Source organism: Sphingomonas edaphi, from assembly GCF_003583725.1.
GTDB lineage: Bacteria > Pseudomonadota > Alphaproteobacteria > Sphingomonadales > Sphingomonadaceae > Sphingomicrobium > Sphingomicrobium edaphi.
Map to the genome: position 1 here is coordinate 877172 of NZ_QXTF01000001.1, position 21710 is coordinate 898881.

Here is a 21710-nt window from a genome sequence, read left to right on the forward strand (position 1 = left end):
TAGCAGAATTATTCTGCCGCCAACAGCTCTTCGGCTCCGCCCAAATCCACGGATACCAACCGGCTTACGCCGCGCTCGATCATCGTCACACCATACAGGCGATGCATGCGGGCCATCGTCACCGCATTGTGAGTCACGATGAGGTAGCGTGTGTCGGTCTCACTGCTCATCCGCTCCAGAAGATCGCAAAATCGATCAACGTTCGCGTCATCGAGCGGGGCGTCGACTTCGTCGAGTACACAGATTGGCGCCGGGTTCGTCAGGAACAGGGCGAAAATCAGGGCCACTGCAGTAAGCGCCTGCTCGCCGCCTGACAGGAGGGTCAGCGCCGAGAGACGCTTGCCCGGCGGCTGGGCCATGATTTCCAACCCAGCCTCCAGAGGATCGTCGCTTTCGACAAGTTCCAGATGGGCCTGACCGCCGTCGAACAGCGTCGTGAACAGGCTCCGGAAATGACCGTCGACCTTCTCGAACGCATCTAGCAATCGCACGCGGCCCTCACGGTTGAGGCTACCGATACTGCCGCGCAGACGGGCAATGGCTTGGGTCAGTTCTTCCTTCTCGGCGATGTTCTGCTTCGCCGAAACGTCGAGCTCGGCAAGTTCCTGTTCAGCGACAAGGTTGACAGGCCCGATCCTTTCCCGCTCCGCCGTCAATCGTTCAAGTGTTTCCTTTTCGGCCTCCGGATTCACGAGATCGGGTTCTTCGAAGCCAAGCTTTTCCGGAAGTAGCGGCGGTGGGCATTCAAACCGCTCGCCGCAAATGCGCGCATATTCCTGCCGGCGACCGATTTGGGCCTCTGCCCGGGCAGCCGCACCGGCGCGCTTTTCCCGAGCGGCTGCGAATGCCTCACTGGCTTCGGCTAGCGCGCGGACTGCGACACTCACTGCTTCCTGAGCGTTCCGCTCTGCTTCCGCTGTTCGCGAAATTTCGGCCTCGCTCATGCTGCTATCGCGCTCGAGGCGCTCGATATCGGCAGCTTGGCGCTGGGGTTCGCTGGCGAGCTCCTCCTGCTCCTCCTCCATCGCCATCGCGCGGGCAGCGGTCCCGGCAAGCCGCTCTTCTGCCTGAAGCCCTCGGGTACGCCATTCCGCTGCCTCACGACCGGCCGCAGCGTGTCGCTCACGATCGGAAGCTGTTTCGCGAGCTCGCGTAGCCGAGCGCGCCCGGTAATCCGCGACGACGTCACCAGCAGCCGACGCGGCGGAGCGAGCAACCTCGACATCCTGTTGAAGCGCAGCGGGATCGGGCAAGGCGGCTAGAGTTACGGCCGCGGCATCGACAGCTTCAGCCGATGCCGCAACCAAAGGAGCCAGGTCCGCCTTACGGTCGGCAATACCTGCCTTTTGCGCCTCTAGGCGTTCCAAGGCCGTCGCCGCCGAATCCCCGTTCCGCGCCGCGTCGCGGGCTTTCCGTTCGGCACTCGACGCTGCTGTCCGCGCCGCTTCGGCTTCGCTACGAAAGCGGTCCACCTCTGCCGCAGCATGGTCGCATTCCCTTTCGGCCTTCGACACTACCGCATCCAGCGCGGGCATCCCGGCCTCAAGCTCGGCCAGCCGGTTCGCGCGCAGTAAACGCTCGGCTGCCGCCGCGCCGCTGCCAATGCTGACGAACCCGTCCCATCGCCGCATTGCCCCGTCGCGAGTGACCAACCGCTGCCCAACAGCGAGTTGCTGGCCATGGTCGTGACGGGCAACGCCAACCTGGGCCAGCCGGCGGCGCAGCTGGAGCGGAGCCTCGACTTGATCGATCAGTGGTTCGAGTCCCGAGGGAAGCACCGGGTCAGACTGCGCCTTGTCGCTACCCTCCCAGCGGCGCGGCCCATCGCCTCCCAAGGTCGCTTCTATGTCGTCGCCCAGCGCCGCAGCAAGAGCACGCTCATATCCGGGTCGGGCCTTCAATTCGGCCAACGCTGCGCCACTGCCATGATCAAGCGCGCGAACCAGTGCATCGCGCTCGGCCCGAGCAGCACTAAGGGCCGCACGGGACGCGGCGAGACGGCTTTCTGCGTCATCCCGCGAAATGGCTGCCCCGGCTCGCCCGACCTCGGCCGCGGTAAGCTGTGCTTCCGCTTCGGCGAGCGCAGTCGCCGCATTGGCCGCCTCACGCCGCGCCTGCTCGATTGCAGCGTGTTCGCTGGCGCCATCACCGATCGACGCGAGCTGTTGAGTGAGCCGCGCCTCCTCCGCCTGCACCCTGGACAATTGACTGCGAGCGGCCTCGAGCGCGGCTTCCCCTACACGGCGTTCGGCACGCATCGCAGCCTCCTTCGCGAGCAGGGACGCCAACGCTGCTTCCGCTTCACGAGATTTGGCTTCCGCGTCCGTTAGCTCGACGGCAATGCGCGCAGCAACCAGTTCGGCATCGGCTAATCTGCGATCGATAGCGTCTCTTTCCTGCTCCAGCGACTGCACGGCACGACCCGCGTCGGCCTTAAGGGCGACCTCGCGAGCAGTTTCTGCCGACAGCGCCTGCGCCAGCCGCTCAAGTTCGGCCAATCGGCGAACGACCGTGTCGCGCTTGGCCCGCGCCGTGGCCAGCTCATGGGCCAAAGTCCTCCCCGCATCCCGCGCTGCGACGGCGGCCTCGCGCTTTTCGGCCAATGCAGTCGCGGCAGTCTCCTGTAGCTGTTGCGCGACCTGCATTGCAGACTGGAGCCTGGCGACCTCGCCTTCGGCCGAACGCGCGTCCTCAGCGGCGATCGTTGCGGCTCGGTCGGCTTCCGCCCATCGGGCGTAAACGAGCTTGCCTTCCGCGAGCCTGATCTTCTCGGTCAGCCCCCGGTAGCGCTCGGCCGCCCGCGCCTGGCGCCGTAGCGCAGCGGCGCGCGCTTCCTGATCAGACAATAGCTCGTCGAGGCGCTGGAGATTAGCCTCCGTCGCGCGCAACTTGGATTCGGCATCCTTGCGGCGGGCATGCAGCCCCGAGATCCCCGCCGCCTCTTCTAGCATGATGCGCCGGTCGACCGGCTTGGCCGCGATGACCGCGCCGATGCGTCCCTGACTGACGAGGGCCGGCGAATGCGCCCCTGTTGCGGCATCCGCGAACAGCAGCGACACATCCTTCTGCCGCACGTCGCGCCCGTCGATGCGATACGCCGAACCTGCACCGCGCTCGATCCGGCGGGTTACTTCGCTTTCGCCACTGCGATGATCGCCACCTCCATCCCCTGCCCGTTCGATCAGCAGTGACACTTCAGCAAAGTCACGCGCGGCGCGCGTTGCGGTGCCGGCGAAGATGACGTCTTCCATGCCCCCGCCGCGAAGCGACTTCGGCGAGCCTTCGCCCATCACCCAGCGGATGGCTTCAAGCAGATTGGACTTACCGCAGCCGTTAGGGCCGACGACTCCGGTCAGCCCCGGCTCGATGCGAAGCTCGGCGGGTTCGACGAAGCTCTTGAACCCGCTGAGTTTCAGCCGGCGGAAGCGCAACGGTCGAGCCCCCCTTTGCCCATATTAGCCGGCCAGTGCTTCCTTGATCTTTGGTTCAAGCTGCTCCCAAGCGGCGGCATTCTCGACTAGCGTACCGTTGATCAGGAAGGAGGGCGTACCCGGGATATTATAGGTGGAAGCCGCGTCGCTGTTCATCTGCACCAGCTTGTTCACTTCGGCCTCGTCAGCAAGGCACTGATCAGCCTTGGCACGCGGAACGCCGCGCATCGCCGCGAACTGCTTGAGGCCTGCGATATCCGCGATCGTCGAGAATTGCTGCGCCGGCGTCATAGACTGGAGAGCCTGCATCTGCGCCGGATCGGCCGCCTGCACCTTAGCAATCCAGTTCTTCTGGTCCGCGAAGAGCGTCCGGGTCATGCCGAAGAAGTTGGCTTCGCCGCCGCAGCGAGCGATCAGCGTCGCGGTCATGTCGTAGGGGTCACGGACAAAGTTGCGCAGTTCCCAGGAAACAAGGCCCTTCTTCACATAATTGTCGATCAGAGCTTTGGCACCAGTCTCTTCGAATTCGGCGCAGTGTGGGCAGGTAAGCGATGCAAATTCGACCAGCTTCACCTTGGCGTTGGGATTGCCCATGACGTAGCCGCCCTCGGCCGTCTTCGTGACCACGGTCGACCAATCGCCGTTATTCGGCGCCGCCACCGGGTTCGCGGTCACGTCAGGTCCCGTCGTCGTGTTGCCGCCCTTTTCCGCGTTACAGGCAGTCGCAAGCAGCGCCACCGAGGCCAGCATCATGTGAGAAATCTTCATGTCGTCATTTACTCCGTGTGATGACGGGAATGGTGATGGTCGATAGCGGCGCAATGGCCGGCGGGCCCTTGGACCCGGCCAATGCCGACGCCAATGATTCAAGGCAGGATCGCAATTCCGGATCACCGATTTCGCGCAGGCCCTCGCCCAGTTCCTTTGGCACTGGCGCCGGTGCGGGGCGGGCGATCGGCGCCGCGCGGTTTGGCGCGCGCCCTTGGCGGAATGCGATTTTCGACACCGCTTCATAGCCAAAGAAGCGATTTACGCGCTCCATGATCAGGGGACCGAGGTGCTGCATCAACGGCGCATGGGCACCTTCGACCGAGAGGGTCAACGTTCCTCCCGCCTTCTTTCCAGCAGGGAAGCGGATCGATTCGGGCGTGGAAACACGGGCATATTTCTCGCCGACGATCTCCGGCCAGCGGCTGACGACGGCGCCCTGGACGAAGCCGAAGCGCTTGAACGTCATCCCAGTGATGTCGTCGACCAGATCGCCGGCCGCGCGGGCATAGCCGCGGCGCGGGACTTCTTTGTCGGAATCAGAAACGCGGGACTTCGCCATCGCGCGCGACCATGCCATAGCGATTTCATGCCCGCCAGTGCCGCCGAGCAGCTACTCGATCATTACGACTGCCATGCTCGCAGCTTGCCGTGGCGGAGCATGCCCGGCGACGCGCCGCCCGAACCCTATCATGTCTGGCTAAGCGAAGTGATGCTGCAGCAGACGACCGTTGCGACGGTGAAACCGCGTTTCCGCCGATTTATCGAGCGTTGGCCGACCGTCGAAGCGCTGGCCGCGGCACCCGACGAAGAGGTTCTGCACGAATGGGCCGGCCTTGGGTATTATGCCCGGGCGCGCAACCTCATCGCCTGTGCCCGCACTGTTGCCGCCCGAGGAGACTTTCCGCGAACCGAATCCGAGCTTCGCAAGCTCCCCGGGCTTGGCGACTATACGGCAGCCGCCGTCGCCGCGATCGCGTTTGGCGAACGGGCGATAGTTGTCGATACCAATGTGGCGCGGGTGATCGCCCGGGTTTACGGGCTTCGCAAGCCGCTCGCCGAAGCTCGTAAAGAAATTCGGGAACTGGCCGACCGGATGACCCCAGACAGGCGTCCCGGGGACTTTGCGCAGGCGATGATGGACCTTGGCGCGACCATCTGCCGACCGCGAAATCCGGGATGCGGCAATTGTCCCCTAGCAAGCGGTTGTATGGCGAGGGACAGCGGCACGCCGGAGTCATTCCCTGCCCCGAAAGCAAAGCCCGAACGCCCTAAGCGTTACGGCGTCGCTTGGTGGTTCGAGCGGGACGGCGCAATCTGGCTAACGCGGCGACCGGAAAGGGGCATGCTGGGTGGAATGGCTGCGCTGCCGGGACCCGAGTGGAATCTCGATCGCCTGCCAACGCCGAGCCTTGCGCTGGTCAGCCATGGTTTCACCCATTTCACGCTCGACCTAGGAGTAATTCACCGCTTCGGAACGCCGGATGGCGAAGGTTGGTGGCAGCCCCTCGAGCGGATTGGCGAGGCCGGCCTGCCGACGCTCTACCGTCGCGCGGTTGAAGAAGTAATAGCTCGAAAGGACGACCTTGCCGCCTGATCCATTTTTCGCCGGCCCTGGACTGGACCGCGCGGATCATCTGCGCGCTGATCCAGATGCGATCCTGGCGCTGCGATTGCGGCCGGATGCATTAGCATTGCATTGGGAAAATGGTGCTCCCGCCATTAGCGAGGATGGCAGGCTGCGGTGGAATGCGATGGCCGGCGACCTCCCGATCTTTCTCGGGCTTGACGACGGCGCGCCCCGCTTTTCAGCCTTGCCCGACGGCGATGTCCTATTCGATACCCGCGCGCATTTTGCGCTGCTAGCCAACGTCGATGCGGCCGAGGCCCCCGTCTTCGCCGCCGCGCTGAGCCTTGCAAACTGGCACCGGCGTCACCGCTATTGTTCAGTGTGCGGTGTGGCGACCGACGCCAATCGCGGCGGCTGGTCACGCGCCTGCCCCGCCTGCCGGGCCGAACATTATCCGCGCTGCGATCCGGTCGTCATTATGCTGGCTGAGCATGACGGCGAACTGCTTCTTGGTCGGCAGTCCCATTATCCGCCCGGCCGCTATTCTGCGCTGGCCGGATTCGTCGAGCCGGGAGAAACGATCGAAGCGGCGGTGGCCCGTGAACTCGCTGAAGAAGCCGGCATCGCGGTGACCGACGTTCACTACATCGCCAGCCAGCCCTGGCCCTTTCCCTCGTCGCTGATGATCGGGATCCATGCCACATCGCTTGACAGGAACATCACTATCGACACGACTGAGCTCGACGATGCCCGATGGTTCACCCGGCACGAAGTAATGGGCGCGCTGGCCGGCGACGGCAATTCGGCCTTCCTCCCGCCCCCGCCTTGGGCGATTGCGCACACGCTGCTCGAGACGTGGGTGAATGGCTTGAAGTGATGCAATCAGCGCCGTAAAGGGCAGCACCGAATTCAATCTTTTCTCGGCAAGGCCGCACGGGGTTCCATGAAAGATCGCCAGAATACCATCAACGGCTGGGTGCTGTTCGCCGGTGTCGTCGCGCTGGGCGCGTCGATCGTGAGCGGCGAAGTGTTCAAGGCGGAACGGCCGGAAAAGATGGGCTATCCGATCGAAGGCGTCGTGGCCGAAGAAGGCGGCGAAGCGGCCAAGCCGATCGAATTCTACCTGGCATCGGCGGACGTCGCGAAGGGCGAGCAGGTATTCAAGAAGTGCACCGCTTGCCACACGATCGACCAAGGCGGCGCCAACGGCCTTGGCCCCAACCTCTGGGCGACTGTCGGCAAGCCGCACGGCCATATGCCGGGCTTTGCCTACTCCGACGCCTTGAAAAGCGTTCCGGGCAATTGGGACTTCAAGGCGCTCGATGCATGGTTAGCAAACCCAAAGAAATATGCCCCAGGCACCAAGATGACCTTCGCGGGCCTCGGCAATCCAGAAGACCGCGCCAACCTCATCGCCTTCCTGAACAGCAAGGGCTCGAACCTGCCGCTCCCGGCCGCTCCGACCGAAGACGCCGCGGCCGCTGGCGACAAGGCAGCTGCAGAAGCCGAAGGCGCCGGTGCCGAGAAAGCGCCTAACGAGCCGGTGCTGAATGAAGCGACGGCTGCCAAGGGTGGTCAGAAGAGCGTCGGCGGCGACGCTGCTCCTGTCAGCCAGTAACTAACCGTCCCGGTAGCGACCTTTCTGGCCGCCACCGCGCAGCCTCTACCTCAGCATTCGTAGTGGTGGCAGACTGCCTCCCAGGCCTCGTCAGCGGTCTCACACCAGGTGATGAGGTCGAGGTCGTGCGGGCTGATTACGCCTTCCTCGGCCAAGCCGTGGAAATCGACGACCCGCTCCCAGAACTCCCGCCCGAAGAGCAGGATCGGTAGTGGCCGAACCTTGCCGGTCTGGATCAGGGTCAGCAGCTCGAACATCTCGTCGAACGTACCGAAGCCCCCCGGGAAGACGGCGACGGCGCGCGCGCGCAGCAGAAAGTGCATCTTGCGCAGTGCGAAATAATGGAACTGGAAACTCAGATCCGGCGTCACAAACGTGTTGGGCAATTGCTCGTGCGGCAGGACGATGTTGAGTCCGATGGACTCCATCCCCTCGTCAGTCGCGCCACGATTGGCCGCTTCCATGAAGGACGGACCGCCGCCCGACGTCACAACAAAGTGACGCTTGCCATCTTCGTCGACAGGAAAGCGACTGACGATCCGCGCGAGCTTTCGCGCCTCGTCGTAATAGTGCGCCTTGGCGACTAGTCGCTCGGCGACCTTGCGGTCCCAGTCGGTACGCGCACTTTCGAGCAGCGCCTGTGCCTTGCTGGGTTCCGGCACCCGGGCCGAGCCGTAGAAGACGAAGGTCGAGGCGATATTCGCCTCGTTCATCAGTAATTCGGGCTTGAGCAGTTCCAATTGGAAACGGACCGGACGCAGGTCCTCGCGAAGCAGGAAATCGTTGTCCTGGAACGCGAGCTTGTATGCCGCACTTTCGGTCTGCGGGCTCGACGGCACGTGCTTGGCGGCCCGGGCGTCGGTCTTCGCTTCCGGGAAAATGCGTTTGGGGGGTTTAGGATCAGTCATCGGGGAGCGGCCTTAGCCGCCCCTCACCAATCCGCAAAGCCCGAAGCGAGAAAGCGATTGCTTAGTAAACGCGCGCCTTCGGCTTGATGTAATCAACCTCGTCCGTGAGCGTGTAGCTGTGCACCGGGCGATAATCGATCTTCACGCCCCCGCCCTTGCCGCCCCAACCATCAATCCAGGCAATCGTGTGCTTCATCCAGTTGGCATCGTCGCGCTGCGGATAATCTTCGTGCATGTGCGCGCCGCGGCTCTCCTTGCGGTTTGCGGCGCAATGCATGGTGACGACTGCCTGGCCCAGCATATTGTCGAGTTCCAGCGTTTCGATGAGGTCGCTGTTCCAGATCATGCTGCGGTCGGCGACACGCACGTCCGCCAACTTCTTGTAGATAGCGTCGATTTTGATGACGCCCTCCGCAAGAGTTCGCTCAGTGCGGAACACGGCGCAATCGGCCTGCATCGTGCGCTGCATTTCGGAGCGGATCGCCGCCGTCGAAGTACCACCTTCCGCGTGGCGGAATTTGTCGAGCCGCTCGAGTGCGATCGCACCGGCTTCCTTCTCAAGCTTCGGCTGCGGGGCGCCCGGCTTGATGACTTCGGCAAGACGAAGGCCCGCAGCGCGGCCGAAGACAACCAGGTCAATCAGGCTGTTGGAGCCGAGGCGATTGGCGCCGTGGACCGATACGCAGGCGGCCTCGCCGACCGCAAACAGGCCCGGAACGACCGTATCCGGCTTTCCGTCTTTCAACGTGACGACTTCGCCATGATAATTGGTCGGAATGCCACCCATGTTGTAGTGGACGGTCGGCGTGACAGGGATCGGCTGCCGCGTCAGGTCGACGCCCGCGAAAATCTTCGCCGTTTCCGTAATACCCGGCAGCCGCTCTGCCAGAATTTTCGGATCGATGTGGTCGAGGTGCAGAAAGATATGATCCTTGTGCTCGCCAACACCGCGTCCTTCGCGGATTTCCATCGCCATCGAGCGTGATACGACGTCGCGGCTGGCAAGATCCTTCGCGCTCGGCGCATAGCGCTCCATGAAGCGCTCGCCCTCGCTATTCGTGAGGTAGCCGCCCTCTCCGCGCGCACCTTCCGTGATAAGCACGCCCGCGCCATAGATGCCGGTCGGGTGGAACTGTACGAACTCCATATCCTGAAGCGGCAGGCCAGCGCGAAGAACCATCGCATTGCCGTCACCGGTGCAGGTGTGCGCCGAGGTCGCTGAGAAATAGCAGCGGCCATAACCCCCCGTCGCCAGCACGACGGCCTGCGCGCGATAACGGTGGATCGATCCGTCATCGAGGCACATGGCAACCACGCCGCGGCAAGCGCCATCTTCCATGATCAGGTCGAGCGCGAAATATTCGATGAAGAAGTCCGCGTCGTACTTGAGGCTCTGCTGGTAAAGCGTGTGAAGCATGGCATGGCCGGTCCGGTCGGCAGCGGCACAAGTACGTTGTGCAGCCGGACCCTCGCCCATGTTCTGCGTCATTCCGCCGAATGCGCGCTGGTAGATCTTTCCGTCTTCGGTGCGGCTGAAGGGCAGGCCGGCATGCTCCAACTCGTAAACCGCCGCCGGTGCCTCGCGGCACAGATATTCGATCGCGTCCTGGTCGCCCAGCCAGTCCGACCCCTTGACGGTGTCGTACATGTGCCAAGTCCAGTGATCTGGCCCCATGTTGCCGAGTGACGCGGCAATGCCGCCTTGCGCGGCAACAGTGTGGCTGCGGGTCGGGAAGACCTTGGTGATGCAGGCGGTCTTCAGCCCCTTTTCGGCCGCACCCATCGTCGCGCGAAGGCCAGCGCCGCCGGCGCCAACGACGACGACATCATACACATGGTCGATAATTTTGTAGGCGGACATCAGGCGGCTCCGAAGGCGATCTTGGCAAGCGCGAACAGGCTGGTCGCGGCGCCGGCGATCGCCGCCATGGTGAGAAGGAAGTGAAGGGCGATGCGATTGCCCTCTTCATGGACGTAGTCGTCGACGACGACCTTCATGCCGTCGAGGCCATGCTTGAACGCCGTGACGATGAACAACGTCATCGGCACTGCGCCCCAGGCGGAGCCGAGCCATTCTTTCAGCACTTCGCGGCTCAGTTCCGGGAGCATGGCGAGCGAGAAGACGAGCCAAAGCGACAGCAGGACAAGCGATACGCTGGTGAAGCGCTCTTCCAACCAATGGTGACCGCCATGGCCCGACGCGCCAAGACCTTTGACCTTGCCGAGCGGTGTTGCGCTTTGCCCGAGGCTCATCGACCCACTCCCAACAAGAAGAACCAGGTGGCGGCCGTCGCCAGCAATGATCCAGCCAGTGTCATCACCGCCCAGAAGCGGTTGATCTTCAGTTCATATCCCGCGCCCGTGTCGAGCACGATGTGACGAAGGCCCGAGAAGAAATGCTGCCAAAAGGCCCAGGTGAGCCCAACGAAAACAGTAAGCCCGACCGGATGGCCCGCAAGGTTGACGAAGTCGGCATAGGCCTGGTCGCCGCCGGCGATTGCCGCCAGCCACCAGGCAAGCAGGGCTAGACCCGCAACGGTCAGGGCGGCGCCCGTCACGCGGTGAAGGATCGAGACCAGCATATGCGGTCCCCATTTCCAGATCGTCAGGTGCGGCGACAGGGGTCGCTCACGGGTGCTGCTCATGGGTCCTCGATGCGCCGAAATTGAAGGCTTGTTCCCCTAGGCAGCATCGGCCCGCTGCGCAAGATTGCCCTCGCGAGAGCTAACCCGCCTTTAACCATTGCCCGCGCATAGCTTCACCCGAACGATTCACACGGCAAGGGTAAGGCGCAAGCGAGATGGCAACGGTGATGCAGGAAACCAAGGGCGGCGAATATGACTTGTCGCGGGGCCTCAGCTTCTACGATACCAGCGGTGACCTGCCAGAACGCGCCCGTCGCTTGTGGGACCTGATCCGTCACGCCGACACCGACCTCGCCCGCGAATTCTGGACGCATTATGGCCGCTCGCCCGAGGTCGGCCAGCGCTTCGACCAGTCCCGTATCGACGAATTTGCTCGCGCAATTATGCCATACCTCGCAGCGAAATTCTCCCGGGTGGACAACCCTGAGTGGGCGCGCACTGCGCGCGGATACGTAGAAAAGGCGCTATCTGCCGGCCTGACACTGTCGACGCTGTTGTCGGGCCTTTCGGCGGAAACCGAGGCTGCCTTTCGCGCAATCCGTGGCGCGACCGACAACCAGGACGACCAGATTTTGTTCGCGCGTACCCTGTCGGAACTGCAGATGCTGGAGATCGATGTCTTCATCCATCACGCGATCAACATTACGCGCAGCGAAAGCGAAAAGGCGCAGTCGCGCCAAGCCGGCGAATTCAACTCCAAGGTGCTGAACGTCGTGCAGAGCTGCACCCGTGAAAGTGATCAGCTCCGCGCCCAGGCCGCGACGACCTCCACGGCCGCGCGCGGAATGCTGGGCAAGACCAGCGAAGTCGCTGCCGCCGCCGAGCAATCGGCCGTCGCAATGCGCGAAGCGGCACAAACTGCTGCGGGGCTGATTCGCGCCATCGAGGATGCGCGGACTGAAGTGGAAGTCGCGTCGGGCGTCGCCACCCGCGCGGGCGGACAGGCCGAGAAAGCAGTTGAAGTCAGTCGCGCCCTGTCCAACCATGTCGAAGCAATCGAGTCGATCCTCGGCCTGATCCGCGACATTGCCGGTCAGACCAACCTGCTGGCGCTCAACGCGACAATCGAGGCAGCGCGCGCGGGCGATGCCGGACGCGGCTTCGCGGTCGTCGCGCAGGAGGTGAAGAGCCTTGCAAGCCAGACGGCGCGGGCGACCGATGACATCACGGCCAAAATCAGTGCCATTACGGCAGCGACGCGCCAGACGGTCGAAGCCAACGGTTCAATCCAGGCGACCGTCGAGGAGGTGCAGACCAGCGCCGACCGAATCCGCCAGGCGATGGAGCTTCAGGCGCAGACTGTGACGATGATCACTGCAGCGGTGGACGAAACCGCGCTCGCAGCCGACTCGATGAGCTCGACGATTGCAGCCATCCGGGCAGACACGGAAAATGTTGCTAAGGACATCGATAGTGTCGAGCAGGGGTTCGACCGCTTCTCAAGCCAGATCGCCGACTTCCGCGCGACAACCAGCGAATTCGTTTCCAGGTTCGCCGCCTGACCCTTTCGTGATGCCGCCCGGCCAGCTAGGCGGTTTTCATGAACATCCTTTTGACTGGCGCTAGCCGGGGAATCGGCGCGGCCGCCTCTGCCGCCCTCATTCGCGACGGCCATCAGATCGTTGGCCATTCTACGAGCGGCAACGACGGCCTGATCGGCGCCGACTTCGCTGAGCCGTCCGCGCCGCGCCACCTGTGGGACCGCTCGGTCAAGGCGCTCGGCGGCCGGATCGACGTCTTGGTCAATAATGCCGGAATTTTCGAAGGCATCGATGTCGGGGCATCGGATGACGAATGGCACTCCGCTTGGGCGCGGACCCTGACCGTTAACCTGCAAGCCAGTGCCGATCTTTGCCGCCTCGCCGTCCAGCATTTCCGTGAACGAGGGGGTGGCGGTCGAATCGTCAACGTCGCGAGCCGCGCGGCCTATCGCGGCGACAGCCCTGCCCACTGGCATTATGCGGCGTCTAAGGCCGGCATGATCGGCATGACCAAGAGCATCGCACGGGGTTATGCGAGTGAAAATATTCTCGCGTTCGCGGTCTGCCCCGGCTTCACCGTTTCGGAAATGACCGAGGAATATTTAACCGGGCGCGGCGGTGCGCAAATCTTGGCTGACATACCGCTGGGCCGGGTGGCAAGCACCGACGAAGTCGCCGAGACAATTCGTTGGCTCGCAACCCGGGCGCCCGCCAGCGCGACCGGCGCGGTGATTGACATCAACGGAGCCAGCTATGTTCGCTAGCGCCTTCGCACTCGCGCTCGCCCTGCAGCAGGTCGCCATCCCGCTCGGCAAGACTCCGCGCCAGATCGAGCGCCCGAAGGCACCGATCGAGGAATCCGGACCGCAATGGGCTGCGGCCTGTGGCGACTCGACGATGGAGTGGGACAAGCCCGCCCCGCCGGTCAGAATTCATGGCAACACCTACCTGGTCGGAACCTGCGGCATCTCCTCGATCCTGATCGCCGGCGAGGATGGTCATGTGCTTATCGACAGCGGCACCGAGCAGGGTGCCGAACTGATTGTCGCCAACATTCGTGCGCTGGGCTTTAAGTTGAAGGACTTGCGCTTCCTACTCACCAGCCACGAACATTTTGATCACGTTGGCGGCATGGCTCGGCTACAACAGTTGACTGGCGCTACGCTGGTTACTTCCGCGGCAGCGGAGCGGGTTCTCAATACCGGAGTGCCTGGCGCAGACGATCCGCAGTCCGGGATGCACAAGCCTTTCCCCGCGGCCAATGTTGGGCGAGTTGTCGGCGACGGCAGCGATGTCCGGCTCGGCAATATCCGGATTTTCGCAATGGCAACTCCCGGCCATACTCCCGGGGCGCTAAGCTGGAGATGGGAAAGCTGTGACGGCGGCGTGTGCCGGACAATGGTGTACGCCGACAGCCTGTCGCCAATTAGCCGCGACGACTACCGGTTCAGCGACCATCCCGAATATTTGGCGGCCTACCGCGCGGGAATCGTCAAGGTCGCCTCGAGCCGCTGCGAAATTCTCCTCACCCCGCATCCGTCCGCCAGCGGGATGAAGGAGCGGATGACCGGCAAGCTGCCCCTGTTCGATACCGAAGGCTGCAGGAAATACGCCACGGCTGTAGGCAAACGACTCGACGAGCGGCTCGCCAGGGAGAGCGTGAAATGAGCTGGCGAGTAACGCTGCATTGCAATCGCGCCGAGGCCGAGGCTCTGCCCGAGGCGGAAGACTTCTTCCCCTACGCCGACCAGCCCCCCGTCATCGTCGCCGACGAGCCCGATCCGCATGCGCCGGACGATTGGCGAATCCACGCCTATTTCGCCGATCAGCCTACGACGCAGGAGCTGATCCTCCTCCGGCGCCTCGCCGCTAACGCGGAGCCGGAGGTCGAGCATCTGGAGGACTCGACCGATTGGGTGGTGAAGAGCCAGTCGGGGCTAGAGCCAATCCGCGCCGGCCGTTTCTTCGTACATACGCCGATGCACTTCGCCGACCGACCCGACGACACCGTCAATTTCGAAATTGATGCGGGCCTGGCCTTCGGGACCGGTCAGCATGACACCACAGCCGGTTGCCTCGCCGCGCTCGACCGCTTGCAACGGGCGGGCAAACGCTACGCGAACATTGCCGATATCGGCACCGGCACCGGCCTGCTCGCCTTCGCCGCGATGGCGTTGTGGCCGGAAGCAAAAGCGATCGCGACCGACATCGACCCGATCAGCGTCGACGTGACCCGCGAAAATGCGGTGATCAACGGCGTGAAGCTTGGCCATGGCACAGGCGAGCTGCTGCTTGCAGTGGCGGATGGGATGGAGTCGCCTATGCTCGCGGCGCGGACGCCCTTCGACCTTCTCATAGCCAACATCCTGGCGGGACCGCTGGTCGAACTGGCATCGGATTTTGCCAAGGCCGTGACGCCGTGCGCCACGCTGATCCTTGCGGGACTGCTCGACACACAGGCCGATTCCGTTATCGCTGCCTATGAAGCGCTGGGGATGACGGTCGCGGAGCGCAGCGAGGGCGAGTGGTGCGTGCTAGTCCTGCAGGCCGCCGCTTAGGACAGATACCACAGCATGCGAGCGGGACGGGGTACGCGTTGATGACAAAACTTATGTCCGTCATCGAGGCCATGGAAAACCGCTGGATGCGGGCGTGGGCCAGCGGCGATTTGAAGGAGCTGAGATCGTTGACGTCGCGCCGGTTCCGACTGGTTATGGGGTCAAAGCCCTGCGCCATCCTGGACTTCACCAGCTGGATGGCGGCCGCGAACGGGCGATTCACCTGCTCCGCCTATCGATTCGGCGACATCTATGTGCGCGACGTTGGGTCGGCCGTCGTGTTCGCTAGCCAGTTGACCATTAAGGCGACGTTGGACGACCAGGACTGGTCGGGCGAATTCTGGGTAACCGACATTTGGCGAAAGTCGCGGGTTAGGCGGCAATGGCGCATGGTAGAAAGAATTCTGTCCCGCCCCGAATCGGATCGCCGGGTTCCGGCCGGAATCCGCTCGTTGCAGCTGTGGCGCCCGTCCTAGACCCCCGCCACAATCTGTGCCCATTCGCCCTCGCCGATCACGGGGATTCCCAATTGCTCGGCTTTCTTGAGCTTCGAACCCGCGCCTGGCCCGGCAACGACCAGGTCGGTCTTCGCGCTAACGCTCCCCGCCGCCCGGGCGCCCAGCCGCTCGGCCTGCGCCTTGGCTTCATCGCGGCTCATGGTTTCCAAGCTGCCAGTGAACACGATGGTCTTGCCAGTCCATTCGGTCTGACGGGCGGTCGATACGAATGCCGCCGGCTTCGCAAGCGCGAGCAGCTCTGTTACTTCTGTACGATTGTGCGGCTCATGGAAGAAATCAAAGATCGCCTGCGCGACCACCCCGCCAACCCCCTCGACCGAGGCAAGTTCCGCCAGCGCTCCGTCCGAACGGGCGACCCGTTCAAGCTCCTCGACGGTTCCGAATGCCTTCATCAAATCCTTGGCGGTGACCGCGCCGACGTGGCGGATGCCCAGCCCGAACAGGAAACGCGCTGGATCAAAGCCCTTGCGCGCTTCGATCGCGGCCAAAAGCTTGTCGACGCTGACCTGCTGCCAGCCTTCGCGGCCAATCAGTTCGCCCCGGCGATCCCGTAGCCGGAAGATGTCGGCGGGCCCGCTCAGCCAGCCGAGTCCTACAAACTCGACAATGCTTTTCTCGCCGAGGCCGTCAATGTCCATCGCCCCGCGCGATACGAAGTGCTTCAGTCGCTCGATGCGCTGGGCCGGGCAAATGAGACCGCCGGCGCAGCGGACATCGACCTCGCCCTGCTCGGCGACCGCCTCCGATCCGCATTCGGGGCAGCAGTGGGGGAAGACGTAAGGCTCGCGCATTTCATCGCGGGTCAGGTTTTCGACGACCTGCGGAATGACGTCGCCGGCGCGCTGGATTCGCACACGGTCGCCAACCCGCAGGCCCAGCCGCGCGATTTCGTCGCGATTGTGGAGCGTTACATTCTGGACGATCACCCCGCCCACGCCGACGGGCGTTAGCCGCCCGACGGGAGTGAGCTTGCCTGTGCGCCCGACTTGGATATCGATCGCCTCCAACGTGGTCTCGGCCTTTTCCGCCGGGAACTTATGCGCGAGGGCCCAGCGCGGGCTTCGCGCGACCTGTCCAAGCCGGTCCTGCCAGTCGATCCGGTCTACCTTGTAGACCACTCCGTCGATGTCGAAAGGCAAGTCCGCACGTTCCTGCTCGATTGCCGCATAATGGCTCAGCGCGTCCCGGAGATCTGCCACCCGGACGAGCAGGTCGCTGACCGGGATCCCGAAAGCTTCGATCCGTTTCATCGCGTCGAACTGCGTTTCGGCCAGCCGCTCGCTGATATCACCCCAACCGTGCGCAAGGAAGCGCAGCGGACGCGCCTCTGTAACCTTTGCATCCTTTTGCCGGAGCGACCCCGCCGCCGCATTGCGCGGGTTGGCAAAAATCTTCCCGCCAGACGCTTCCTGCCTTTCGTTCAAGGCGGCGAAGTCGGCTTTGGACATATAGACCTCGCCGCGCACCTCGATCACGGCGGGCGCCCCCACGATGCGTTGCGGAATGTCGCAGATCGTCCGCGCGTTGGGCGTCACGTCCTCGCCAACCGTCCCGTCACCTCGCGTCGCCGCCAGAACCAGCTCTCCGCCCTCGTAGCGGAGCGAGCAGCTCAGCCCGTCGATTTTCGGCTCTGCCGTCAGCACCACCGCCTGCGCTGCGGGAAGATTCAGGAACCGACGGACGCGGCCGGCGAACTCCTCGACCTCGACGGAGCTGAACGCATTGTCGAGGCTGAGCATTGGCCGGGCATGGCTAACCTTGGCGAGCGCCGAGGTCGGCGCCGCTCCCAGCCGACTCGACGGCGAGTCGGGACGGACGAGTTGGGGGTATCGGGCCTCAAGCTCGCGGTTCTCGCGAACCATCGAGTCATATTCGGCGTCCGAAATCTCCGGCGCGTCCTCGTCGTGATATAGCTTGTCGTGGCGCGCTATCAGCTTCGCCAACCGCATCAGCCGGTTGGCGGCCTCCGCTTCGTTCAGACTCATCCAAACAGCTCCGCCAGATAATCCTCAAGGCTGGCCCAGCTTCTGCGCGCTGCGGCCTCATTATAGGCGACCCCCGCGATACCAATCTGGTGGGCGTTGGGATTGGTGAAGCCGTGACCAACATGACCGTAGGCGTGAATCTGCCAGTCGGCGCCGCCGTCTGTCAGTTCCTTGCCCAGCGCTACCACTGCTTCGGGGGGGACCATGGGATCGTCCCAGCCATGATAGGCGACGACCTTTGCCTTGATTGGTTGGGGCGGAAGGCCGGGCGGGTCGAACAGGCCATGGAAGCTGGCGACACCCGCCACGTCCGCGCCCGAACGGGCGACATCGAGCGCGCACTGACCGCCGAAGCAATAGCCGATGACCGCGATTTTCGACCGGTCGACATGATCGCGCTGCCGAACCAGGCTGACGATCGATAACAGGCGGTCGCGGAGCGCGGGGCGGTCGGCGCGAAGCTCGCCCATCGCGGCGAAGGCCGCTTCCTTGTCGACACCAGCCTCGAACCGGCGCCCGAACAGGTCGGCGACGACTGCGTGGTAACCAAGCGCGTTCAGCTTTTCGGCGAAACCGATTTCCAGAGGCTGGACGCCCATGACCGTCGGAATGATGATGACCGTCGGCAGCGTCCGGCCGCTGCCGTCGTGGACGATGACATGTTCGACCGTCTGGCCGTTATAATCCTGTGTCAGGGACTGCTGTTCGCTCATGCTGCCTCCAATAGCCGCGCCGCTTGAGCGCGGGCTTCATCCGTAATTGCGGCGCCCGAAAGCATTCGCGCAATTTCTTCCTTCCGCTCCTCGCGCGTCAGCTTGCGGACCGTCGTCCGGGCGCCGCCGTCGCCATGCGACTTCTCGATTCGATAATGGTGCGCGGCGCGGGCCGCCACTTGCGGGGAATGGGTTACGACCAGCAGTTGGGAGTTTTCGGCCAGTCGCGAAAGCCGTGCGCCGATCGCGCTGGCTACCGCGCCGCCGACGCCGCGGTCGATTTCGTCGAAGATCATCGTTTGCGCGGTTCCCGCTTCCGCCAGCGCAACCTTCAGCGCCAGAATGAAACGGGACAACTCGCCCCCGGACGCGATCTTGGTCAGCGGCCCAAACGGTGCACCAGGATTGGTCGATACTTCGAATTCGATCCGGTCAATCCCAGCCGGCCCGGGATCAGAATCGACCAGCGCCGTGCGGAACCTGGCGGCATCCAATTTCAACGGCGCCAACTCGCCCGCGACGGCCGCATCAAGCCGTTCCGCGGCCTCTTTCCGGTCCGCCCGGAGCGCTGACGCAAATTCGTCGAAACTCGCCCGAGCGGCCGCCAATTCCGATTCCAGCACGAAAATGCGCTCGGTACCGGCCTCGATCAGCTTCAGCTTTCTGGCCATTTCTTCGCCGAGTGCTCGAAGGGCATCGGGTTCGACACGGTGCTTTCGGGCGATCCCGCGAATGTCGAATAACCGTGCTTCGACCGCTTCCAGCCGCGACGGGTCGAACGCCAGTGCATCTGCAGCGCGCGCAATCCGATCCTCGGCCTCTGCCGCCTCGATCACGGCGCGGTCAAGACTCGCAAGCGCTTCGCCAAGGAGAGGATGATCGGCAGCGCCCCGCTCTATGCGCCGGGCGGCCTGGCGCAGTTGGGCCAGCGCCCCGTCCGACCCCCCAAGCAATTCATCCAGTCCGGTCAACGCCTCGCCGGCCTTCTCGCCGGCCTGCATGGCCGCCCGTTCTTCGGCAAGCCGTGTTTCCTCGCCTTCCTCCGGCGCCAGTCTGGCGATCTCGTCGCTGGCATGTTCCAGCCACTCGCGGTCGCGCTCTGCCGCATCAGCGGCGGCCCGGGTCTCGACCAGCGCCGCCTCGATCCGCGAAACGTCGGCCCATGCCCTGGCGACGGGACCGGTATCAATCCTTCCGAATGCATCCAGCAAGGCGCGATGCCCCTTGGGATTAAGAAGGCCGCGGTCGTCGTGCTGGCCGTGGATTTCGACGAGCCCATTGGCGAGGTTGCGAAGCAGCGAGGCCGGGACGCCAGCGCCGCCCGCAAAGGCGCGGCTGCCGCCGTCGGCTTTCAGTGTCCGGCGCACCAGCAGGGGCTCGCCGGGTTCGCCGTCGATGCCTTGCTCACGGAGGGTTGCGAAAACGGGATGCTCGGACGGAAGTTCGAACTCGGCCGCGACGCTTGCCTGTGCTTGGCCGGCGCGGACGAGGTCCGTGTCGGCGCGCATGCCGAGCGCAAGCCCAAGGCTGTCGAGAAGTATCGATTTGCCGGCGCCGGTTTCGCCGGTCAGCACGCCGAGACCCGGCTCGAACTCGAGGTCGAGTTGGTCGATCAGCACCACGTCGCGAATCGACAGCTGCCTCAACATGGGCGCCGCCGCCTCAGGATCAACTGCTCTGGGCTGGAGCCGCTACCGGCGCATGCCGCTGTATCAGCTGGTAGCTGCGCTGATACCATTCGCTGCCCGGATAGTTGGCGCCAAGGACAGCCGCGGCCTTCCGCGCTTCATCCTGCAAGCCGAGGTTCAAGTAGGTTTCGACCAGCCGTTCCAGTGCCTCGGGCGTATGGCTCGTCGTCTGATACTTGTCGACAACCTCGCGGAAGCGCGTCGCGGCGGCCAACCAGTTGCCTGACCGCTGGTAGAAGCGCCCAACTTCCATTTCCTTGCCGGCGAGATGGTCGTTGATGAGATCCAGCTTCAAGCGCGCGTCGCTCGCGTAGCGGCTTTGCGGATAGCGACGTATCAGTTCGTTGAAGCTGTCCGACGCCTGCTGCGTGATTTTCTGGTCGCGCGTCACATCCTCGATCTGCTGATAATAGCTCATCGCGATGAGGTAGTTAGCGTAAGGCGCATCCTTGTTGCCCGGGTGAATAGTCAGGAACCGCTGAGCCGAGCTGACCGCGTCGGGATATTTTTGCGCCATGTAATAGCCAAAAGCGCTCATCATCTGTGCGCGGCGCGCCCAGACCGAATAGGGGTGCTGGCGCTCGACCTCGTCGAACAACTTCGCGGCTTCTTCATAGCTTCCGCGGTCGAGCCGGCTCTTCGCCAGGCTGTAGAGCGTGTTCACGTCGCGGGCGACATAGGCAGTATCGCCCTTCGCCTTGTTGCGCGCGCAGCCAGCGGCGGGAAGCAGGATGGCAGGGAGCAGCAGCAGCGCCGCGATACGGGTCTTGTTCACCATGGGACGTTTCCTAGCGCGGGCGAGAGAGAAGGCCAAGCGGGCTTTCGTGCGATCGAAAGCCCGTTTCGCCCAAGGCGGCTTCACGCGGGATGAACAGCGCTTGACGCCTCTTCCTTCCCGTCATCCTCGCCGCGCAGGAAGCTATCGGGCTTCAGCCCCATCCATACCAGCGACGGGGCAGAGATATAGATTGAAGAATAGGTGCCGACGAAGGTACCGAGCAAGATCGCGACGGTCAGGCCGAACAGCACTTCGGGACCGAGCAACAACAGCACGGCCAACGCCAGCATGATCGCCAGAGAGGTCACGATAGTGCGCGATAGCGTTTCGTTGAGCGAGAAGTTGAGCAGCGAGACGATCTCCATCTTGCGATACTTGCGCATATTCTCGCGGATACGGTCGTAAATGACGACTGTGTCGTTGAGCGAATAGCCGACGATCGCGAGGAACGCCGCGACAATGTTAAGGTCGACCTGCAGTTGGGTGAGCGCGAAAAAGCCGAGCACCATCGACACGTCGTGGAACAGGGTCACCAGCGCGCCGACGCCGAACTGCCATTCGAAGCGGAACCAGATGTAGATGGCGATGCCCAGCATCGACAACGCGATGGCCAGCGCGCCGTCCCAGGCCAGCTCTCCACTGACCTTGCCCGACACGGATTCGCCGGCGGTGATCTGGACGCCCGGATATTCCTTTTGAACCATCGCGCGGACTGCGGTGACTACTTGGTTAGCCGCCGCGTCCGGACCTTCCGGCTTGGGAAGGCGGATCTGGTAGGTCCTGTTGTCCCCGAATTCCTGGATACTGGCTTCACCGACGTTCAGTGAATCCACCCGCTCGCGCAGATGTTCGATGTCAACCGGCTGGGCGAAGGTAGCGCGGACGACTTGGCCACCCACGAAATCGATGCCGAGGTTTAGGCCGCGAACGCCGACTAGCACCAGGCTGGCGACGGTGGCGATGATCGACAGCACGAGGGCGATGTTCCGCCATCTCATGAAGTCGATATTGGTGTTGTCGGGAACCAGCTTGAGGAGCTTCATCGTCTT

The 21710-nt window shown here is 63.6% G+C and carries 20 protein-coding genes; 8 read left to right on the forward strand and 12 right to left on the reverse strand.

Annotated features, from left to right (window positions below; genetic code table 11):
- Nucleotides 1-8 precede the first annotated feature (8 nt).
- From D3M59_RS04510 to D3M59_RS04520, 3 genes are read right to left on the reverse strand one after another with little or no spacing between them, the layout of a single operon-like run.
- Nucleotides 9-3431, reverse strand: coding sequence for a chromosome segregation SMC family protein (locus D3M59_RS04510; protein ID WP_119531970.1), 3423 nt, complete (start codon nucleotides 3429-3431; stop codon nucleotides 9-11).
- Nucleotides 3432-3455: 24 nt separating this feature from the next.
- Nucleotides 3456-4199: a DsbA family protein gene (locus D3M59_RS04515; RefSeq protein WP_119531972.1), complete on the reverse strand. Its 744-nt coding sequence runs from the start codon at nucleotides 4197-4199 to the stop codon at nucleotides 3456-3458.
- 4 nt (nucleotides 4200-4203) lie between these two features.
- Nucleotides 4204-4761, reverse strand: coding sequence for a DUF721 domain-containing protein (locus D3M59_RS04520; protein ID WP_119532872.1), 558 nt, complete (start codon nucleotides 4759-4761; stop codon nucleotides 4204-4206).
- A gap of 27 nt (nucleotides 4762-4788) precedes the next feature.
- Here D3M59_RS04520 and D3M59_RS04525 point away from each other — a divergent pair, with 27 nt between their 5' ends.
- From D3M59_RS04525 to D3M59_RS04535, 3 genes are all read left to right on the forward strand, one after another.
- Nucleotides 4789-5796, forward strand: coding sequence for an A/G-specific adenine glycosylase (locus D3M59_RS04525; protein ID WP_119531974.1), 1008 nt, complete (start codon nucleotides 4789-4791; stop codon nucleotides 5794-5796).
- A gap of 157 nt (nucleotides 5797-5953) precedes the next feature.
- Nucleotides 5954-6646 carry an NAD(+) diphosphatase gene (nudC, locus tag D3M59_RS04530; RefSeq protein WP_233543133.1) on the forward strand — a complete coding sequence of 231 codons (693 nt, stop codon included), beginning with the start codon at nucleotides 5954-5956 and terminating at the stop codon, nucleotides 6644-6646.
- Nucleotides 6647-6712: 66 nt separating this feature from the next.
- Entirely contained in the window at nucleotides 6713-7387 is a 675-nt protein-coding gene (locus tag D3M59_RS04535; protein ID WP_119531978.1) for a c-type cytochrome, read from the forward strand.
- 50 nt (nucleotides 7388-7437) lie between these two features.
- On the opposite strand, the gene D3M59_RS04540 is transcribed toward D3M59_RS04535, so the two are convergent.
- The 4 genes from D3M59_RS04540 to sdhC form a co-directional block, all read right to left on the reverse strand.
- Entirely contained in the window at nucleotides 7438-8295 is an 858-nt protein-coding gene (locus D3M59_RS04540) for an LOG family protein (protein ID WP_119531980.1), read from the reverse strand.
- A 61-nt stretch (nucleotides 8296-8356) separates the two neighbouring features.
- The gene (gene sdhA / locus D3M59_RS04545; protein ID WP_119531982.1) at nucleotides 8357-10159 is read right to left on the reverse strand and encodes a succinate dehydrogenase flavoprotein subunit; all 1803 of its coding nucleotides are present in this window, start codon (nucleotides 10157-10159) and stop codon (nucleotides 8357-8359) included.
- A complete protein-coding gene (sdhD, locus tag D3M59_RS04550) occupies nucleotides 10156-10548 on the reverse strand; it encodes a succinate dehydrogenase, hydrophobic membrane anchor protein (protein ID WP_119531984.1) in 393 nt (130 codons plus the stop codon). The genes sdhA and sdhD overlap by 4 nt, the downstream gene beginning before the upstream one ends.
- Nucleotides 10545-10940: a succinate dehydrogenase, cytochrome b556 subunit gene (gene sdhC, locus D3M59_RS04555; protein WP_119531986.1), complete on the reverse strand. Its 396-nt coding sequence runs from the start codon at nucleotides 10938-10940 to the stop codon at nucleotides 10545-10547. The genes sdhD and sdhC overlap by 4 nt, the downstream gene beginning before the upstream one ends.
- Before the next feature lie 155 nt (nucleotides 10941-11095).
- On the opposite strand from sdhC, the gene D3M59_RS04560 reads away from it, so the two are divergent.
- Genes D3M59_RS04560 through D3M59_RS04580 form a run of 5 tightly spaced genes read left to right on the forward strand, consistent with a single transcriptional unit; the run spans nucleotide 11096 to nucleotide 15455 of the window.
- Nucleotides 11096-12442 carry a methyl-accepting chemotaxis protein gene (locus D3M59_RS04560; protein ID WP_119531988.1) on the forward strand — a complete coding sequence of 449 codons (1347 nt, stop codon included), beginning with the start codon at nucleotides 11096-11098 and terminating at the stop codon, nucleotides 12440-12442.
- 38 nt (nucleotides 12443-12480) lie between these two features.
- Nucleotides 12481-13185 (forward strand): SDR family NAD(P)-dependent oxidoreductase, encoded by a 705-nt coding sequence (locus D3M59_RS04565; protein WP_119531990.1) that lies wholly within the window; start codon nucleotides 12481-12483, stop codon nucleotides 13183-13185.
- Nucleotides 13175-14089, forward strand: coding sequence for a subclass B3 metallo-beta-lactamase (bla, locus tag D3M59_RS04570; RefSeq protein ID WP_119531992.1), 915 nt, complete (start codon nucleotides 13175-13177; stop codon nucleotides 14087-14089). Before D3M59_RS04565 ends, bla begins: the two co-directional genes overlap by 11 nt.
- Nucleotides 14086-14979 (forward strand): 50S ribosomal protein L11 methyltransferase, encoded by an 894-nt coding sequence (locus D3M59_RS04575; RefSeq protein ID WP_119531994.1) that lies wholly within the window; start codon nucleotides 14086-14088, stop codon nucleotides 14977-14979. The genes bla and D3M59_RS04575 overlap by 4 nt, the downstream gene beginning before the upstream one ends.
- Before the next feature lie 41 nt (nucleotides 14980-15020).
- Nucleotides 15021-15455: a nuclear transport factor 2 family protein gene (locus tag D3M59_RS04580; RefSeq protein ID WP_119531996.1), complete on the forward strand. Its 435-nt coding sequence runs from the start codon at nucleotides 15021-15023 to the stop codon at nucleotides 15453-15455.
- Here D3M59_RS04580 and ligA read toward each other — a convergent pair.
- The 5 genes from ligA to secF form a co-directional block, all read right to left on the reverse strand.
- Complete coding sequence (gene ligA, locus D3M59_RS04585) at nucleotides 15452-17482, reverse strand: NAD-dependent DNA ligase LigA (RefSeq protein WP_119531998.1); 2031 nt, start codon at nucleotides 17480-17482, stop codon at nucleotides 15452-15454. The two genes, D3M59_RS04580 and ligA, sit on opposite strands and share 4 nt — an antisense overlap.
- Complete coding sequence (locus D3M59_RS04590) at nucleotides 17479-18195, reverse strand: dienelactone hydrolase family protein (protein ID WP_119532000.1); 717 nt, start codon at nucleotides 18193-18195, stop codon at nucleotides 17479-17481. Before D3M59_RS04590 ends, ligA begins: the two co-directional genes overlap by 4 nt.
- A complete protein-coding gene (gene recN, locus D3M59_RS04595) occupies nucleotides 18192-19844 on the reverse strand; it encodes a DNA repair protein RecN (protein WP_119532002.1) in 1653 nt (550 codons plus the stop codon). Before recN ends, D3M59_RS04590 begins: the two co-directional genes overlap by 4 nt.
- Before the next feature lie 19 nt (nucleotides 19845-19863).
- Complete coding sequence (locus D3M59_RS04600) at nucleotides 19864-20661, reverse strand: outer membrane protein assembly factor BamD (RefSeq protein WP_119532004.1); 798 nt, start codon at nucleotides 20659-20661, stop codon at nucleotides 19864-19866.
- An 80-nt stretch (nucleotides 20662-20741) separates the two neighbouring features.
- Entirely contained in the window at nucleotides 20742-21704 is a 963-nt protein-coding gene (gene secF, locus D3M59_RS04605) for a protein translocase subunit SecF (protein ID WP_119532006.1), read from the reverse strand.
- Nucleotides 21705-21710: the final 6 nt, after the last annotated feature.

Excerpts from the sequence above, each read along its gene's own strand:
- D3M59_RS04515 (WP_119531972.1), bottom strand. The coding sequence starts at position 4,199 with ATGAAGATTTCTCACATGATGCTGGCCTCGGTGGCGCTGCTTGCGACT.
- D3M59_RS04520 (WP_119532872.1), bottom strand. The coding sequence starts at position 4,761 with ATGGCGAAGTCCCGCGTTTCTGATTCCGACAAAGAAGTCCCGCGCCGC.
- D3M59_RS04525 (WP_119531974.1), top strand. The coding sequence starts at position 4,789 with ATGCCCGCCAGTGCCGCCGAGCAGCTACTCGATCATTACGACTGCCAT.
- nudC (WP_233543133.1), top strand. The coding sequence starts at position 5,954 with ATGGCCGGCGACCTCCCGATCTTTCTCGGGCTTGACGACGGCGCGCCC.
- D3M59_RS04535 (WP_119531978.1), top strand. The coding sequence starts at position 6,713 with ATGAAAGATCGCCAGAATACCATCAACGGCTGGGTGCTGTTCGCCGGT.
- D3M59_RS04540 (WP_119531980.1), bottom strand. The coding sequence starts at position 8,295 with ATGACTGATCCTAAACCCCCCAAACGCATTTTCCCGGAAGCGAAGACC.
- sdhD (WP_119531984.1), bottom strand. The coding sequence starts at position 10,548 with ATGAGCCTCGGGCAAAGCGCAACACCGCTCGGCAAGGTCAAAGGTCTT.
- sdhC (WP_119531986.1), bottom strand. The coding sequence starts at position 10,940 with ATGAGCAGCACCCGTGAGCGACCCCTGTCGCCGCACCTGACGATCTGG.
- D3M59_RS04560 (WP_119531988.1), top strand. The coding sequence starts at position 11,096 with ATGGCAACGGTGATGCAGGAAACCAAGGGCGGCGAATATGACTTGTCG.
- D3M59_RS04565 (WP_119531990.1), top strand. The coding sequence starts at position 12,481 with ATGAACATCCTTTTGACTGGCGCTAGCCGGGGAATCGGCGCGGCCGCC.
- bla (WP_119531992.1), top strand. The coding sequence starts at position 13,175 with ATGTTCGCTAGCGCCTTCGCACTCGCGCTCGCCCTGCAGCAGGTCGCC.
- D3M59_RS04575 (WP_119531994.1), top strand. The coding sequence starts at position 14,086 with ATGAGCTGGCGAGTAACGCTGCATTGCAATCGCGCCGAGGCCGAGGCT.
- D3M59_RS04580 (WP_119531996.1), top strand. The coding sequence starts at position 15,021 with ATGACAAAACTTATGTCCGTCATCGAGGCCATGGAAAACCGCTGGATG.
- ligA (WP_119531998.1), bottom strand. The coding sequence starts at position 17,482 with ATGAGTCTGAACGAAGCGGAGGCCGCCAACCGGCTGATGCGGTTGGCG.
- D3M59_RS04590 (WP_119532000.1), bottom strand. The coding sequence starts at position 18,195 with ATGAGCGAACAGCAGTCCCTGACACAGGATTATAACGGCCAGACGGTC.
- recN (WP_119532002.1), bottom strand. The coding sequence starts at position 19,844 with ATGTTGAGGCAGCTGTCGATTCGCGACGTGGTGCTGATCGACCAACTC.
- D3M59_RS04600 (WP_119532004.1), bottom strand. The coding sequence starts at position 20,661 with ATGGTGAACAAGACCCGTATCGCGGCGCTGCTGCTGCTCCCTGCCATC.
- secF (WP_119532006.1), bottom strand. The coding sequence starts at position 21,704 with ATGAAGCTCCTCAAGCTGGTTCCCGACAACACCAATATCGACTTCATG.